Annotated in this window: 15 protein-coding genes and 1 tRNA gene; 8 read left to right on the top strand and 8 right to left on the bottom strand. The window is 35.4% G+C overall.

The genetic code is table 11. The features are described from left to right. Positions 1-39 precede the first annotated feature (39 nt). Together IWX83_RS04075 and IWX83_RS04070 are read left to right on the top strand one after the other, a co-directional pair. Complete coding sequence (locus tag IWX83_RS04075; RefSeq protein ID WP_196827836.1) at positions 40-1,908, top strand: peptidase M61; 1,869 nt, start codon at positions 40-42, stop codon at positions 1,906-1,908. Between the two features lie 213 nt (positions 1,909-2,121). Next, entirely contained in the window at positions 2,122-2,832 is a 711-nt protein-coding gene (locus tag IWX83_RS04070; RefSeq protein ID WP_196827834.1) for a DUF4369 domain-containing protein, read from the top strand. A gap of 143 nt (positions 2,833-2,975) precedes the next feature. Here the strand turns inward: IWX83_RS04070 and IWX83_RS04065 are convergent, their stop codons facing one another. From IWX83_RS04065 to idi, 6 genes are all read right to left on the bottom strand, one after another. After that, entirely contained in the window at positions 2,976-3,437 is a 462-nt protein-coding gene (locus IWX83_RS04065; RefSeq protein WP_073354390.1) for a DUF5362 family protein, read from the bottom strand. Between the two features lie 135 nt (positions 3,438-3,572). After that, a tRNA-Thr gene (locus IWX83_RS04060) sits at positions 3,573-3,646 on the bottom strand. 78 nt (positions 3,647-3,724) lie between these two features. Continuing rightward, positions 3,725-3,991, bottom strand: coding sequence for a hypothetical protein (locus IWX83_RS04055; protein ID WP_091257270.1), 267 nt, complete (start codon positions 3,989-3,991; stop codon positions 3,725-3,727). Positions 3,992-4,478: 487 nt separating this feature from the next. Further along, a complete protein-coding gene (locus IWX83_RS04050; protein WP_196827832.1) occupies positions 4,479-4,937 on the bottom strand; it encodes a peroxiredoxin in 459 nt (152 codons plus the stop codon). After that, positions 4,937-5,347, bottom strand: a complete 411-nt coding sequence (locus IWX83_RS04045; protein ID WP_066082628.1) for a 6-carboxytetrahydropterin synthase — start codon at positions 5,345-5,347, stop codon at positions 4,937-4,939. The genes IWX83_RS04050 and IWX83_RS04045 overlap by 1 nt, the downstream gene beginning before the upstream one ends. A 13-nt stretch (positions 5,348-5,360) precedes the next feature. Beyond that, positions 5,361-5,921, bottom strand: a complete 561-nt coding sequence (gene idi, locus IWX83_RS04040; RefSeq protein WP_196827830.1) for an isopentenyl-diphosphate Delta-isomerase — start codon at positions 5,919-5,921, stop codon at positions 5,361-5,363. Between the two features lie 166 nt (positions 5,922-6,087). On the opposite strand from idi, the gene IWX83_RS04035 reads away from it, so the two are divergent. The 5 genes from IWX83_RS04035 (at position 6,088) to IWX83_RS04015 (ending at position 11,091) form a co-directional block, all read left to right on the top strand. Further along, positions 6,088-6,549, top strand: coding sequence for a GNAT family N-acetyltransferase (locus IWX83_RS04035; protein WP_196827828.1), 462 nt, complete (start codon positions 6,088-6,090; stop codon positions 6,547-6,549). Positions 6,550-6,856: 307 nt separating this feature from the next. Continuing rightward, positions 6,857-8,176, top strand: coding sequence for an amidohydrolase (locus IWX83_RS04030; protein WP_196827826.1), 1,320 nt, complete (start codon positions 6,857-6,859; stop codon positions 8,174-8,176). Between the two features lie 424 nt (positions 8,177-8,600). Then, positions 8,601-9,386, top strand: a complete 786-nt coding sequence (locus tag IWX83_RS04025; RefSeq protein WP_196827824.1) for a CHAD domain-containing protein — start codon at positions 8,601-8,603, stop codon at positions 9,384-9,386. Positions 9,387-9,458: 72 nt separating this feature from the next. Beyond that, positions 9,459-10,490, top strand: a complete 1,032-nt coding sequence (locus IWX83_RS04020) for a glycoside hydrolase family 130 protein (RefSeq protein ID WP_196827823.1) — start codon at positions 9,459-9,461, stop codon at positions 10,488-10,490. A gap of 115 nt (positions 10,491-10,605) precedes the next feature. Further along, on the top strand, positions 10,606-11,091 hold the full coding sequence (locus IWX83_RS04015) for a nuclear transport factor 2 family protein (RefSeq protein ID WP_196827821.1): 486 nt from the start codon (positions 10,606-10,608) through the stop codon (positions 11,089-11,091). Positions 11,092-11,154: 63 nt separating this feature from the next. On the opposite strand, the gene IWX83_RS04010 is transcribed toward IWX83_RS04015, so the two are convergent. Continuing rightward, positions 11,155-12,717, bottom strand: a complete 1,563-nt coding sequence (locus IWX83_RS04010; RefSeq protein WP_196827819.1) for an NAD(P)/FAD-dependent oxidoreductase — start codon at positions 12,715-12,717, stop codon at positions 11,155-11,157. 215 nt (positions 12,718-12,932) lie between these two features. Between IWX83_RS04010 and IWX83_RS04005 the strand changes: the two genes are divergently transcribed. Further along, positions 12,933-13,172 carry a hypothetical protein gene (locus IWX83_RS04005; RefSeq protein WP_066082635.1) on the top strand — a complete coding sequence of 80 codons (240 nt, stop codon included), beginning with the start codon at positions 12,933-12,935 and terminating at the stop codon, positions 13,170-13,172. Between the two features lie 76 nt (positions 13,173-13,248). Here the strand turns inward: IWX83_RS04005 and recQ are convergent, their stop codons facing one another. Then, complete coding sequence (gene recQ, locus IWX83_RS04000) at positions 13,249-15,444, bottom strand: DNA helicase RecQ (protein WP_196827817.1); 2,196 nt, start codon at positions 15,442-15,444, stop codon at positions 13,249-13,251. Positions 15,445-15,451 lie beyond the last annotated feature (7 nt).

Raw genomic sequence — 15,451 nt, 5'->3', positions numbered from 1 at the left:
CCATAACTGAGTCTAACAATTAAAAATAAAACACGACCAATGAAAAGAATATTTTTTGCATTAGCATTTGCTTCCGTTTTTTGGAGCTGCAAAACTGCCGGAACAGGCACAACGATGTCAAAACCAGCTATGGAAAAAGTGGCTGTTGCTATCGATTTAAACAATGTTAAAGAGGATAAGGTTATGGTTGTCGTTACATCCCCTAAAATAAGCCTGGATGAAGTAACCTATAGCGTTCCTAAAATTGTACCTGGGACTTACTCTATTGATGATTATGGGAAATACATTGAAGATTTCAAAGCATTTGATAGCAAAGGCACTTTACTTTCAACGACCAAAACAGATGAGAATACTTGGACCATCAAAAATGCGAAAACATTAGCGAAAATCACCTACCTCGTAAACGATACTTTTGACACTGAAAAAGGAAGTGGTTTTGGCAATATTGATATTTTTTCACCAGCTGGAACTAATATCGATGCAGGTAAAAATTTCATGCTTAACATGCATGGTTTTGTAGGCTATTTTCAAGATAAAAAAGACCTTCCGTACACTGTAAGTATTTCACATCCGGAAACACTTTGGGGAGCTACATCAATGACCGACATGGATTCAAGCACTACAAATGATTTATTTACTACAGCTCGGTACGCAGAATTGGTCGAAAATCCAATTATGTATGCTAAACCGGACTACACCACTTTTACAGTGGATGGTATGGAAATCTTAATTGGTGTGTATTCCCCATCTGGAAAAGTAACTGCTGAAAGTATAACTCCAGAAATGAAAACGATGATGACGGCTCAGAAAACGTTTTTAGGAAAAATCAACGCTACAAAAAAATATAGTGTTTTATTGTATTTATCAAGCCTGACGCCTACTGACGCCAAAGGATTTGGAGCTTTAGAGCACCCAACGGCAACTACCGTAGTTTTACCGGAAATGATGCCTAAAGCAGAGTTGGTAAAATCAATGCAAGATGTTGTTTCACATGAATTTTTTCATATTGTAACTCCATTGTCGATTCATTCTAAAGAAATTCATTATTTTGATTACAACACGCCAAAAATGTCACAACATTTATGGATGTATGAAGGAGTTACGGAGTATTTCGCTAATCTTTTTCAAATCAATCAAGGATTAATTACCGAGCAAGAGTTTTACACTCGCATGTCAGAAAAAATTGAGCATGCAAATGCAATGAATGACACTATGCCCTTCACAACCATGAGTGCTAATGTTTTGACAGAACCTTATAAAGAGCAGTACTTGAACGTTTATGAAAAAGGAGCGCTTATAGGAATGTGCCTAGATATCATCATTAGAGAAAAAAGTAACGGTCAGAGAGGAATTCTTGATTTGATGCAAAAATTATCTACTGAATACGGTGCTGCTAAACCTTTTAATGATGAGGAGCTTTTCGCCAAAATTACATCATTAACCTATCCTGAGGTGGGAACTTTTTTAACAACTTATGTTTCTGGAGCTACTCCCATTCCTTATGAAACCTACCTCTCCAAAGTAGGAGTTACAAAATCTATGAAGCAAGTCCCTGGAAATGTATTCCTAAAAGGACAAACTCCTTACATTACAGTAGACCAAAAAACAAAAGAAATTATCGTGATTCCAGCAATAGAATTAAACGATTTTTATAAAAATTTAGGAATAAAAGGCGGTGATATTTTAGTATCCATCAATGACAAATCATACTCCTTGGACAATATTTACGAAATGATTACTATCAGCCAAACTTGGAAAGAAAATGACTCGATCTCTATTAAAATAAAACGAGACGGTAAAGAACAAGTGATTAAAGGCAAAGTAAAACTTCCTTATGAAGAGAAAGAAGGACTAAATGCTACTGATACAACAAAAACGACCTTAAAAGAGGCTTGGCTTAAAGCATAACCCAAAATAAAATTGAGAAATCCCAATGTAGCAATAGATTGGGATTTTTTTTGTGAAATTTGGAACTATATCTAAATTCTTTCCAACAATTTTCTTTATTTTGCGGCCAAATCTAAACACTATTAAAATCGGCATGATTTAATTCAAAAGCTCCGGCACAAATCATAAAAAAATTACGAAGTCATGCTCCAAAAAAACAAATTTTACTTTCCCATGAAAAAATCAATTATTGCATTCGTTGCACTTTTATTATTATCTGCTTGTAACAAAAACGAATCAAAAGGCAACTTACATATTACTGGAAATATTAAAGGATTAAAAAAAGGAACGTTGTATATTCAACGAATTGTAGATACAGCGTTGGTTGCTATCGACACCATCAATATCGATGGGAGCTCTTCTTTTGAAAGTAATTTGGATCTAAAATCTCCTGAGATGCTTTATTTATTCTTAGACAGAGGCGTGACTAATTCTTTGGACAATAATTTACCATTCTTTGCTGAGCCTGGAACCATAACTATTGAAACAACTTTGGATCGTTATTTATCTGACGCCAAAATAAAAGGGTCCAAAAATCAAGAAATATTTGAAGAATATAAAAAAATCAATACCCGTTTCACAGATGAAAATCTGTCTTTGATCGAGCAAAAATTTAATGCCATCAAAAGCCAAAACACACAAAAAATAGATAGTTTAAGCGCCAAACAAGATTCTAATATCAAAAGAAAGTACTTATTTGCTACCAATTTTGCACTAAATAACAGAAAATTTGAGGTAGCTCCTTACATTGCGTTATCCGAAATCTATGATATAAACATCAAATATTTAGATACGATTCAAAAATCAATGTCTCCAAAAGTAGCACAATCTCTGTATGGCAAAAAACTTACAGAATATGTTAGTTCTATTAAAAAGCAAAAATAAAAGACTCCTAATTGTTACTGTTACCTATTAAAACAAAAAAATCATCTTGTTCTGCAAGATGATTTTTTTGTTTTGTATAAAGTAGTAAAGAAATTAGAATACGCCTAATAAAACCTCATTATTACTTAGATCTAAAAAGCTCTTTAAACGCTAAAAGCCATTCTTCCAATAATCATTCCCACAAACATTAAGAGATAAAGAGAGAAAACAACAAGAGTCATTATCCCTATAAACTTATAATGTGATTTTAAATATCTAAAAGAAGTAGTCAACGTTTCAGAATCATTGGTATTTAAAGCTGCTTTAGCATTAGATGCGAATTTATTCAAGTAATACACTGGAAAGAAATAAAGTGCTGCAATAAGCAAATAAACGACAGCCATCGCCATTCCAAAAGAGGAACCCATCATTCCCATAGCAGGATTCATTTTCCCCATTGCAGAAAATAGTGTTCCCGCGAACAAAGCAGCTAAAATAATAAAACCAATTCCTATGTATCCTAGAATGGATAAAAAATAGGCCCATTTTGCTGTTTCCCTTAAAAAGTCTTTCGCAGACTCATTAAGTTTCATTTCGAAAGTTTCAATTACTGAATGCTCTTCCATAATTATTTTATATTTAGGTTAGATTTCAAATTTAACAAAAAAATTATGACATATCAATAAATAGAAGAGGCAATTACTAATTTAACTCCTTAAAACAAAAAACCACCTAACAAAAGTTAGGTGGTTTTATTAAAGAGCCGGCGGAGGGACTCGAACCCACGACCTGCTGATTACAAATCAGCTGCTCTAGCCAACTGAGCTACGCTGGCGACTCATTACGGGTGCAAATATAAGTCTGAATTTCTATTTTCCAAAACAAATTCAAACTTTTTTTGCGTTTTTTTTGACTACAATTCGTTGATTTTAGCAATCAATTGATTAGCAGTTTGTTCCAATTCAACATTAATTTGTTTGAAGTGTGCTTTTTTATCCTCTACATTTTTTGCATTCACTTTTGTGATCAAAGCGTCAAAAGCAGCGATAGCTTCGTCGATTAAACCATTTGTTTCAGTTGTTGGTTTTCCTGTAGTAGAAATTTCGAACAAGTAAACTGCTTCAATAATATCTCCTAAAACGTAGTTGATGTCTTTTTTTAAATTCTTAATGTTTGCCATTTTTATTTTTTTAAAATTTGAATTTTAATTTGCGTCTGCAAAAGTACACATAATCTTTCTATTACCGACTATGAAATGTAAATTTCTAAAATCGAAGCTTTTCCATTGAGAATGAATATATTCCTCGCTTTAAAATCAAAATAGGACTGCGTTTGCAATAGTTTTCTATTTAGTTCCCACATTCCATTTCTAAACCATTATAAAGCATGTTCCTCTTTCACTATTTAATAGCTCGTAATACTTCCAGCAAGACCATAAAATCAAGACCAACGCAGAAGACGTTAATCTGAATGTATTGATGAACTAACGATATTCCCAGAATAGTTATTCTGTTTCTATAACTTGACAAACAATGGTTTCGAAGAGGAAATAAATAGCTAATTCTCCTCTACTTTAAAAAGCATCCATTTTTGAAATACCTTTAATAAATCCGTCTATTATTCTGGAAATCAACAGAATCAAAAATAACTGTCTTTAGTACGAGCTCTTACACTACCAATTTTTTGATTGCTTGTAGTGCTTTAGGAATGTGTTTTGCAGCCAGCATACTGTCAAAAATCATTTGTATAATTCCATTTTTATCGGTTACATAGGTTACTCTTCCTGGAAGCAAACCAAACATACCAGTAGGAACTCCAAACAATTTTCTAATTTTTTTATCATAATCTGACAAAAGAATAAAGGGTAACTTATATTGCTTACTAAACTTTAGATGCGATGCTACACTATCACTACTAATCCCTATAACTTCAGCACCCAAATCTTTAAAATCTTCATATTGATCCCTAAAACTGCAGGCTTGTGTAGTACAACCTGGCGTATTGTCTTTAGGATAAAAATAAATAACTAAGGGTTTTTGTCCCACAATGTTTTGACTGTCAAAATCAATTCCATCTGCATCTTTTGCCGTAAATTTAGGGATTTTGTCCCCTACTTTTAGTTCCATTATTCTCCTTTATACGTTACAAAATTTCGAGGTGTTTCGTATAGAACTACTTCTAATTCAAATTCTGACTTTATTTTTTTTCTGATCTTGTTCCAAATCACAACTACTATATTTTCAGCTGTTGGATTTAAATCTTGAAATTCGGGAACGTCTAAATTTAAGTTTTTATGATCAAATTGATTCTCAACATCCTCTTTGATTATATCACTTAAAAACTTCACATCCATAACATAGCCGGTTTCAGGATCAATCTCACCCGTTACGCTGACTATCAGTTCATAATTATGTCCATGGAAATTAGGATTATTACACTTCCCAAAAATCGCATCGTTTTGTTCAAAACTCCAATCTTTTCTGTGCAATCGGTGTGCCGCATTAAAATGGGCTTTTCGTGAAATGGTAACTTTCATATAGTAGAATAAATTAGGTGTTATGGGTTCCCTCTTCCGAAGAAAGAGGACTTTTATGTTCTTCCAAAAAATGATAAAATTCTTCAAAAATGATTTTAAACCAAACAGTATATAGTAAGGGATGAAGCTCCATATCTTTTTTAACTTCCTCAATTTTCATCCATTTCCAACTTTCAACTTCCTCTGGATTGATAACGGGCTCCCCATCATAATAACCAATCATCACGTGATCCAGTTCATGTTCTGTCAAGCCATTATCAAAAGGAGCTTTGTAGATAAAATGAAACAGTTCCTTGAGTTCTGTTTTAAAGCCCATTTCTTCAAACAATCGTCGGCTTCCAGCTTGAATATTTGTTTCTCCCTCACGCTGATGACTACAACAGGTATTGGTCCACAACAAAGGGGAATGGTATTTTTGACCTGCACGCTGTTGCAGCATGATTTCATTTTTACTATTCAAAACAAAGACAGAAAAGGCCCGATGCAACACCGCTTTTTCATGTGCTTCAAGTTTAGGCATCAGCCCTATTTGCTCGTCGTTTTTATTAACTAAGATTACATTTTCTTCTATCATAGTGGTGAATTTCAGGTCAAAAATACAAAAAAGATAAATAGGGATAGGGGCTTTAACGTTCTCTTTCGATTTGTTGAAGTTGAATTATTAAAAGAATATCTAAATAAAATGATGCTAAACCTTTCAAAATTCTGTTGTATTTTTATAAATATTTATAAATAACACCATGTCTCCTATAACCATCCGAAAAGCACGCCCTGCCGACCTACAAAAACTTCTTGTCTTTGAACAAGGAATTATTACTGCCGAACGCCCTTACGACCCCACTTTAAAAGAAGATCCGATTCATTATTATGATATCGAAAAAATGATTGCTGCCCCGCATATAGAAGTATTGGTAGCTGAAATAAATGCAGAAATTATTGCCTCCGGATACGCTAGATTAGAGGCTGCACAACCTTATTTGAATCACGAAACGTATGGATATCTTGGATTCATGTATACCGATCCTGATCACAGAGGAAAGGGAGTAAACGCGTCAATCATCAAAGCACTTAAATCTTGGTGTAACTTACACGAAGTGTTCGAACTTCAATTAGACGTTTACAGTGAAAATGGTTCAGCCATCAAGGCGTATGAAAAGGCAGGATTCAAAAAACACCTTGTAAATATGAGAATGATTTTATGAACCGTACGAATTCGTTCTTTCTAAATCAAAACCTCTTTTTATGCTGTCAAAATTTATAATCAAAACTTACTGTACTCATCTGTTTATTGTTACGTAGCAGTAGCACACAGATTCTTTAGGGATTTATATTTTCAGTGGAAAAAACTTTTCTTTTTAACATTTTTTCCAAGTGGAGTTTAGTTGTCTAAATACCAAAACTATAAACTATTAATTTATATATTTGTTTTTAACAAAATTTAGGTTTTTTTCCAAAAATCTAATTAAAATATGCATTTTAAGCATGTCATTCTTTACTAAAACACCACTCATGAAAAAAATATTCATTTCTGCAGTTCTATTTTCTTTTGCCTGTACAACTTCAGCACAAAATACCGCCCTGAAAACTAAGATTAGCACGAAAGCAGAGTCTCTAGAATCCAAAGTTATTGCATGGCGTAGGGACTTTCACCAAAATCCAGAATTAGGGAATAGAGAATTTAAAACCGCAGAAAAAATAGCGACACATTTGCGCGCTTTAGGTATCGAAGTACAAACCGGAGTCGCTAAAACTGGAGTTGTAGGCATTTTAAAAGGAGGAAAACCCGGACCGGTTGTCGCCCTTAGAGCAGATATAGATGCCTTACCAATAAAGGAGCGGGTAGCTATTCCATTTGCTTCAAAAGTGGAAGGAGAATACAATCAAAAAGTAGTGCCAGTGATGCATGCGTGTGGACATGACACCCATATTGCTATTTTGATGGGAACTGCCGAAATTTTAGCTTCTATAAAAAGCGACTTAAAAGGGACTGTTAAATTTATTTTTCAACCCGCTGAAGAAGGTCCACCCGAAGGAGAAGAAGGAGGAGCAAAATTGATGGTAAAAGAAGGCGTTTTAGAAAATCCTAAAGTTGATGTTATTTTTGGACTACACATCAATGCCCAAACAGAAGTGGGCAAAATAAAATATCGTCCAAGGGGAACTATGGCAGCTTCGGATTGGTTCACGATTAAAATTAAAGGCAAACAAACACACGGTGCTTATCCATGGCTGGGTGTTGATCCAATCGTCACAGCAGCTCAAATTGTGATGGGAATCCAAACGATTGTAAGCCGAAATGTTAACATAACTGAGTCTGCTGCAGTTATTAGTGTGGGGCAAATCAACGCCGGAGTAAGAAGTAATGTTATTCCAGAGGAACTAATTATGACCGGTACCATTCGTTCGCTAGACCGCAAAGTGCAAGACATGATGCATTCCCGACTAAAACAAGTTGTAAATTCAATTGCTGAAAGTGCCGGAACCACAGCTGATATAACTATAACTAATCAAACTCTTATTACCTACAATGACCCATTATTGACAGAAAAAATGGTTCCCACACTGGAAGCAACTGCTGGCAAAGAGAACGTCTCTATTACACCTGCCGTAACTGGCGCAGAAGACTTTTCCTATTTTCAGGAAAAGATTCCAGGGCTGTACTTTTTTCTGGGTGGCGCTCCTAAAGGCAAGGCCATTTCAGAAACTGCCCCTCATCATACGCCCGATTTCTATATCGATGAAAGTGGTTTTGTATTAGGAATGAAGGCGTTGTCTGACCTAACAGTAGATTACATGGAAATGAATAGTAAAATAAATAACACCAACTAGGAATTGGTATTATTAGGATGAATTTTGTCAAAGCAAGTAATTGTTTTACCTTCTTTAGCAACAAAGTGGTACGGCTTCCTTATGCTAAAAAGGTTTTCGTAGCTTGTCTAAAATCAGGATGGTACGCACCGCCCGACCAAAAGTCAAAAAGTTCAAAATACGCGATCGACTAGTTTAGTAAAGACCCAATTGTAGTAGCAATACAAAATCAATTAGCACAGCAACCGACAACAAATTTTCTCTTTTTCAACTCTTGTTGGATTTTATTTTTAACTATAATAATAATTTGATTTTAAATGACATACGCATTTTATTATGTCGTTTTTTAGTAAATTTACTTCACTATTTTTAGCTAACCTTTCATTAGGGAAAATCTAAGGATAGGCTCAACGATTCGTAAAATTACCAACTCAAGTTCCACAAAATGAAAGTACTTGAAACCTATTTTAATAACCATAAAAGTGCTGTAAACCGCCTATTGGAAACCGCACCTGTAGTTTATACTGTCGAACCTTTCCATGAACTACGGGTTGAACTTAAAAGATTTAAGGCATTATTTGAATTGGTTGCCTTTTGCTCAAAGACATTTAAACTTAAAAAAACCTTTGCACCATTTAAAATTATTTTTAAAAAAGCAGGAAAACTTAGGGAAATTCAAGTAGTTCAAGCTATTCTAGAACAGCAGCCCAGTTTTCATTTAATCAAAAGCTATTCCTATCGCTTAAAGAAACGAGAGGAGAGAGAACGAAAAGACTTCTTTTCAATTGCCAATACGCGCTTCATCAAAAAGTTAAAACAAAAGTATCCCATTATCATTCGTTTTCTTAAAAAAACAAGGTCAAAGAAAACGAATCGATATTTGAACAAAATCAGCAAGGAGAAAAAAAAAATAATTAGTAAGAACGCTTTTAAAAAGAAACAAATTCATGCCGTTCGGAAAAGATTAAAAGTATATGGATACAATACAAAAATCTTTGATTTAAATCATCAAAGTAAACTAGTTCCTGAAAAGATTACGCTAACGGATATGCTTGGAGAATGGCATGATTATGAAATGGTCATTCATCTTTTAAAAAAGGCTGTTAAGTCCAAAAAGACAATTTCAAGGGAAACGAAACAACTAGAAGCAACCAAAAAACTAGTACTTTTAAAAAGCGAAGTGTTATTCAATAAAATAAATCGAACTATACCCTATCACACTCTTGTATAACTATTGGAGACTACGAAACACTACTAACTGCGGGAATCAGGCGGTTCCTCCTTGTTTAACTTTACAAACATTATGAAACTAACCATAACATTGTTATTAGTAGTAATTCTAGATGGTTGCGGCAGTGTTTCAGAATACCGCTTGGAAACTAAAACAAAGGATTGGGCGGTGCACCACTTTGTAAAAGTAGACAGCCTCAACTCTATTTTGGAACCTGAATTCCATCAAGTTTTTCAATCTCCAATCAGTAACAAACAAGTACATTGGGAAGAACGAAATGTACTGAATCCGTTCGTAATTGTCAAAAACGGAAAGGCATATCTCATTTACAGAGCACAAGACAAAGACCTGAAATCAAAACTGGGACTGGCCATTAACGATGACGGACTTCATTTTAAAAAACAACCACTGCCTATATTCTGCCTAGACAACGATACTATCAAACAATACGAATGGCAAGGTGGCATTGAGGAAACACGAATCATAGAAAGTGAGAATGGCACATACATCATGACCTACACTTCGTACGATGGTAAAACGGCCCGACTTTGTTTAGCCAGCTCAAAAGATTTATACACCTGGACCAAACACGGTTTAGTTCTAAAGGAAGAGAAATACAAAGATTTACGGTCTCAATCTGGTGCTATCGTTTGTAAATTAGCCGGCAACAAGATAATCGCTGCAAAAATAAAAGGCAAATATTGGATGTATTTTGGGGATAATGATTTGTATCTGGCAACCTACGAAGATCTCATCCATTGGAACGTTGCAGAAAATGATGAAAATAAAAAAATGATTTCCGTTTTGCATCCACGCATGGGGTATTTCGATAGCCGTTTAGTTGAACCCGGCCCTCTTGCTTTGGTACAGAAAGAAGGTATTCTACTAATTTATAATGATAGCAACGCCGCTAATTATAATGATTCGAATTTGCCTAAATTCACTATTGCTGTAAGTCAAGCCCTTTTTGACAAAGAAAACCCCTATAAGTTTATAGACCGAATGGACGATTATTTTAGTCATCCAGACAAACCCTATGAACAAACAGGCGAGGTAAATGAAGTGTACTTTGTTGAAGGCTTGGTTTATTTTAAAAAAAAATAGTTTCTGTATTATGGAACTGCCGATTCATAAATTGCCGTTGCTGTAAAAAAACAAAAGAAATAGTTGCCATTTGACCAAAACCAATTACAAACCTATCCTCTCAAAAATAATTATTATGAAACAAGACGGCCACAAAATTCATTTATTTTTATATTTAATTGTTGCTTTAGTATATTTTAATGCTGCTACTGCACAAGAAAAAAAAGTTGCACCAACATCCGCTGCACTCTATAAGGAAATCGAACAAATGGATGCGGTTATGTTTGAAGCATTCAACAATAAAGATTTGGAAAAATTCAAGTCTCTATTTACAGAAGATTTAGAATGGTTTCAAGACAATGGGGGATTGCTTTCGTATGAAACCGTTTTTACCAATTTTTCGACTATGTTTAAAAATGAAAATAAACTCACCCGAAAACTAATCAAAGGAACTCTGGAAGTTCATCCAATTAAACACTATGGAGCAATTGAAATCGGCGTTCACGAATTTCGCCATGTTGAAAATGGAATAGAAGAAATTGGCACATTTAAATTTCTTATGATTTGGAAGAAACAAGACACGCAATGGAAAATAGCTCGAGTCATCAGTTACGATCATTAAGTCTATTCCTTATTGTGGGTATTTTGATTTATTTTACAGTGCAAAATTCCTAATTCCAGTCTTTTATTTATTCAAAATCGCACCAATCATCAAAGCGCATTTTTCTCCATCAATGGCAGCAGATATAATTCCGCCCGCGTAACCAGCACCTTCTCCACACGGATACAATCCTTTTATTTGGACATGTTCGTATGTCAATGGATCTCTAGGAATACGCACCGGCGAAGATGTTCTGGATTCAGGTGCATGAAGAATAGCTTCATTTGTTAAATAACCTCGCATGGATTTCCCAAATTCGGTAAATCCTTCTCGTAAAATCTGACTTAAAAAACCAGGAAAAACTTGCCCCATTTCTACCGAAGTGGTTCCTGGAACATAAGAGGTTTTAGGAATATCCGCTGATACTTTGTTTTGAGTAAAATCAATCATCCGCTGTGCTGGTACTTTTTGAGTTTCTCCAGCTAAATGCCACGCGCGTTGCTCGATACTTTTTTGGAATTCCATTCCGGCCAAAGCACCAAATTTGGCAAATGGTTTAAAATCTTCTAATTTCAATTCGATTACAATTCCAGAATTGGCCGTCGCCTGATCCCTTTTTGATGGTGACCAACCGTTCGTCACTACTTCACCTGGACTCGTAGCACAAGGCGCTATAACACCACCGGGGCACATACAAAACGAATACATTCCGCGACCATTAACCTGCTTCACAATAGAATAAGGTGCTGGAGGTAAATGTTCACCACGGTAATCGCAACTGTACTGAATGCTATCGATTAAAGATTGTGGGTGCTCCGCTCTAACGCCTAAGGCAAAAGGCTTAGCTTCTATAAAAACTTTCTTTCTATCCAATAATTCAAAAATATCACGAGCTGAATGTCCTGTAGCCAGAATGATTTTACGAGCAAGAATCGTGTCTCCTTTTTGAGTAACGATTCCCTGGACTTCATTGTTTTTTATTAAAATATCTGTCAATCGGGTTTCAAACAAAACTTGTCCACCACATTCGATGATTTTCTCCCTAATATCCTGAATGATTTGTGGTAATTTATTAGTCCCAATATGAGGATGCGCTTCAATCATTATATCCTCTGACGCCCCAAAAGCAACAAACAGTTCGAGAATCCGAGTGACATCACCACGCTTTTTAGAACGCGTGTACAACTTCCCGTCAGAATAGGTTCCCGCACCCCCTTCACCAAAACAATAATTAGAATCTTCATTCACGAGATGATCGACATTAATGGCTTTCAAATCGCGACGACGGCCACGAACCTCTTTTCCGCGTTCAATCACTACAGGTTTCAATCCCAACTCTATCAATTGCAAAGCAGCAAAAAGCCCTGCTGGTCCTGCCCCTATTACGATTACTTCTTGTGCGATTGCCACATTTTTGTAATCAGGAAGTTGGATTTTGTTTTCCTGAAAAGGCTCTCCTTTTAAATATATCGCCACTTTCAAATTGATTTTAATCGCTTTCTGACGCGCATCTACAGAGCGTTTTAATATAGAAACATGCTGAATATCGGCTACCGAAACTTTGATTTGTTTCGATAAATAGTCTTTTAGCAACAATTCGTTTGTAGCTATTTCTGGAGTAACCTGTAATAAAAGTTCTTGAGGCATTGTCTTTGATTGTTCGAGTTTTAGATTATCAAGCGTTTAAAAGTGTCTTACATAATTCTGGTACAAAAGTAGTATTTTGAACTGACTTCTTCTCATTGAAAGAACAATCCGTTTTCAATTTTTAAAATTGACCTCTTTTCGAATTAGACTTCGTAACTTTGCCTCCTCAAAACCAATAAACCTTATTATAGGCAACACACTAATCATATCGAAAAATGTCAAGAAAAATAAAACTAATTTGGGATTTCCGTGGGCCTGCTTCCGCAAAAACGGCAGAGCATCACGAAATTCATTTGAAAGAATACATCGCAATTGAAAAACTTGCTTTAAATATCACCGGTTTTGAGATTCAAAGCGAAATGCAGGCAATTGCTTTCATGGTGGTCACCGATGAAAATATGATTCAGGTTCGCGATGCTTTGAAGCCGCATCGAGGTGAAGTTTATGAGGGATGATTTCCAGCAAAAAAAATTCCAAATTACAATTAGGTAACGAATTGGAATTTGGAATTTCTATTATTGGAATTTTACTTTAATTCGCTACTTCACTAATGAATTTAATTCGCATCAAACGCAATTCGTCAAGATCATAATCTCCATCAAATTCTTTAAGTGCAGATTCTATATTATCAGATTCGGATTCCATAAAATAGTCATGAATTTCTTCTTGTTGGTCATCGTCCAACATATCGTCAATCCAGTATTTTATATTGAGTTTGGTTCCGGAATATACAATTTGTTCCATTTCTTTAATCAAAGCATCCATGTTGATTCCTTTGGCGGAAGCGATATCATCCAAAGACAATTTTCTATCGATATTTTGAATAATATAAAGCTTATTTACAGAATTAACTCCAGTGGATTTCACTACTAAATCTTCTGGACGGGTAATATCATTTTCGCTAACATAGCGGCTAATTAATTCTAAGAATTCCTTTCCGTATTTTTTTGCTTTTCCTTCGCCAACTCCATGAATATTAATCAGCTCTTCTTGAGAAATAGGGTATTTCAAAGCCATATCTTCCAGTGAAGGATCTTGAAAAACCACAAATGGAGGAACGCCTACTTTTTTAGCTACTTTTTTTCGCAAATCACGCAACATTCCCATGAGAACTTCATCGGCGACTGCTGTAGATTTTGAAGCTGTTACAATCGCTTCATCTACCGTTTCGTTGTATTCATGATCCTCGGACATCATAAAAGATTGTGGTTTTTTAATAAAATCCAATCCTTTATCTGTGATTTTTACAATGCCATAGGTCTCAATATCCTTCGATAAAAACCCGGCTACTAATACTTGGCGCAGTAGGGCCATCCAATATTTTTCATCATGACCTGCACCACATCCAAAAAAGGATTGTGCATCCGTTCTATGTGCTTTAATTACTGCATTTACGCGACCAATTAAAGTAAAGACAACCTCTTTAGATTTGTATAAATGTTTGGTATCCCGCACCACTTCTAACAGCTTTACAACTTGTGCTTTGGCCTCTACTTTCGCTTTTGGATTGCGAATATTGTCATCCATATCAGCACCTTCGCCATGTACATCATCAAATTCCTCACCGAAATAATGCAGTAAAAATTTCCGTCTTGACATGGAAGTTTCGGCATAAGCCACAACCTCCTGTAATAAAGCGAAACCAATTTCCTGCTCAGCAACTGGTTTACCGGACATGAATTTCTCTAATTTTTCCACATCTTTATAGGAATAATAAGCTAAGCAATGCCCTTCTCCGCCGTCGCGACCAGCACGACCCGTTTCTTGGTAATAACTTTCCAATGATTTTGGAATGTCATGATGAATTACAAAGCGCACATCGGGTTTATCAATTCCCATTCCGAAAGCGATAGTTGCAACCACCACATCTACATCTTCCATCAAAAACATATCTTGGTGTCTGGCTCGGGTTTTAGCGTCCAATCCTGCATGATACGGCACGGCACTAATTCCGTTTACCTGCAAAACTTCGGCAATAGCTTCCACTTTTTTGCGGCTTAAGCAATAAATAATTCCTGATTTCCCTTTGTGTTGTTTTATAAATCGAATAATATCCGATTCAATATTTTTTGTTTTTGTGCGTACTTCGTAATATAAATTAGGTCTATTGAAAGAGGCTTTGAAAGTTGTCGCATCTGTCATGTCTAAGTTTTTCAGAATATCTTCTTGTACTTTTGGTGTAGCCGTAGCGGTTAAACCTATGATAGCCACATCGCCCAATTGCTTGATAATGTGCTTTAAATTTCGATATTCTGGTCTAAAATCATGTCCCCACTCTGAAATACAATGGGCTTCATCAATTGCGACAAAAGAAATAGTAACATTTTTAAGAAAATTAACATACTCCTCTTTAGTCAAAGATTCAGGAGCAACATAAAGCAACTTAGTCAATCCAGACGTGATGTCTTTTTTTACTTGCGTAATTTCAGTTTTAGTAAGGGAAGAGTTTAAAACGTGAGCCACTCCGTTTTCAGAAGACAAACTCCTAATGGCATCCACCTGATTTTTCATCAAAGCAATCAAAGGAGAAACAACTATAGCCGTTCCTTCCTGAATTAAGGCAGGCAACTGATAACAAAGTGATTTTCCTCCTCCTGTCGGCATAATCACAAATGTATTCTGTTGATTCAGTATACTTTTTATGACTTGTTCCTGCAATCCTTTAAATTGGCTAAAGCCAAAATACTTCTTTAATTCTTTGTGTATGTCAATTTCGTTTGGATTCATTCTTTAT

It is taken from the genome of Flavobacterium sp. CG_9.1, assembly GCF_015751645.1.
GTDB lineage: Bacteria > Bacteroidota > Bacteroidia > Flavobacteriales > Flavobacteriaceae > Flavobacterium > Flavobacterium xanthum.
Note: the sequence above shows the minus strand (reverse complement) of the source record. Positions and strands in the feature narration are given on the sequence as shown.

What these genes read in the sequence shown, in the direction of transcription:
- IWX83_RS04075 (WP_196827836.1), top strand. Translation starts at nt 40, where the DNA reads ATGAAAAGAATATTTTTTGCATTAGCATTTGCTTCCGTTTTTTGGAGC.
- IWX83_RS04070 (WP_196827834.1), top strand. Translation starts at nt 2,122, where the DNA reads ATGAAAAAATCAATTATTGCATTCGTTGCACTTTTATTATTATCTGCT.
- IWX83_RS04065 (WP_073354390.1), bottom strand. Translation starts at nt 3,437, where the DNA reads ATGGAAGAGCATTCAGTAATTGAAACTTTCGAAATGAAACTTAATGAG.
- IWX83_RS04055 (WP_091257270.1), bottom strand. Translation starts at nt 3,991, where the DNA reads ATGGCAAACATTAAGAATTTAAAAAAAGACATCAACTACGTTTTAGGA.
- IWX83_RS04050 (WP_196827832.1), bottom strand. Translation starts at nt 4,937, where the DNA reads ATGGAACTAAAAGTAGGGGACAAAATCCCTAAATTTACGGCAAAAGAT.
- IWX83_RS04045 (WP_066082628.1), bottom strand. Translation starts at nt 5,347, where the DNA reads ATGAAAGTTACCATTTCACGAAAAGCCCATTTTAATGCGGCACACCGA.
- idi (WP_196827830.1), bottom strand. Translation starts at nt 5,921, where the DNA reads ATGATAGAAGAAAATGTAATCTTAGTTAATAAAAACGACGAGCAAATA.
- IWX83_RS04035 (WP_196827828.1), top strand. Translation starts at nt 6,088, where the DNA reads ATGTCTCCTATAACCATCCGAAAAGCACGCCCTGCCGACCTACAAAAA.
- IWX83_RS04030 (WP_196827826.1), top strand. Translation starts at nt 6,857, where the DNA reads ATGAAAAAAATATTCATTTCTGCAGTTCTATTTTCTTTTGCCTGTACA.
- IWX83_RS04025 (WP_196827824.1), top strand. Translation starts at nt 8,601, where the DNA reads ATGAAAGTACTTGAAACCTATTTTAATAACCATAAAAGTGCTGTAAAC.
- IWX83_RS04020 (WP_196827823.1), top strand. Translation starts at nt 9,459, where the DNA reads ATGAAACTAACCATAACATTGTTATTAGTAGTAATTCTAGATGGTTGC.
- IWX83_RS04015 (WP_196827821.1), top strand. Translation starts at nt 10,606, where the DNA reads ATGAAACAAGACGGCCACAAAATTCATTTATTTTTATATTTAATTGTT.
- IWX83_RS04010 (WP_196827819.1), bottom strand. Translation starts at nt 12,717, where the DNA reads ATGCCTCAAGAACTTTTATTACAGGTTACTCCAGAAATAGCTACAAAC.
- IWX83_RS04005 (WP_066082635.1), top strand. Translation starts at nt 12,933, where the DNA reads ATGTCAAGAAAAATAAAACTAATTTGGGATTTCCGTGGGCCTGCTTCC.
- recQ (WP_196827817.1), bottom strand. Translation starts at nt 15,444, where the DNA reads ATGAATCCAAACGAAATTGACATACACAAAGAATTAAAGAAGTATTTT.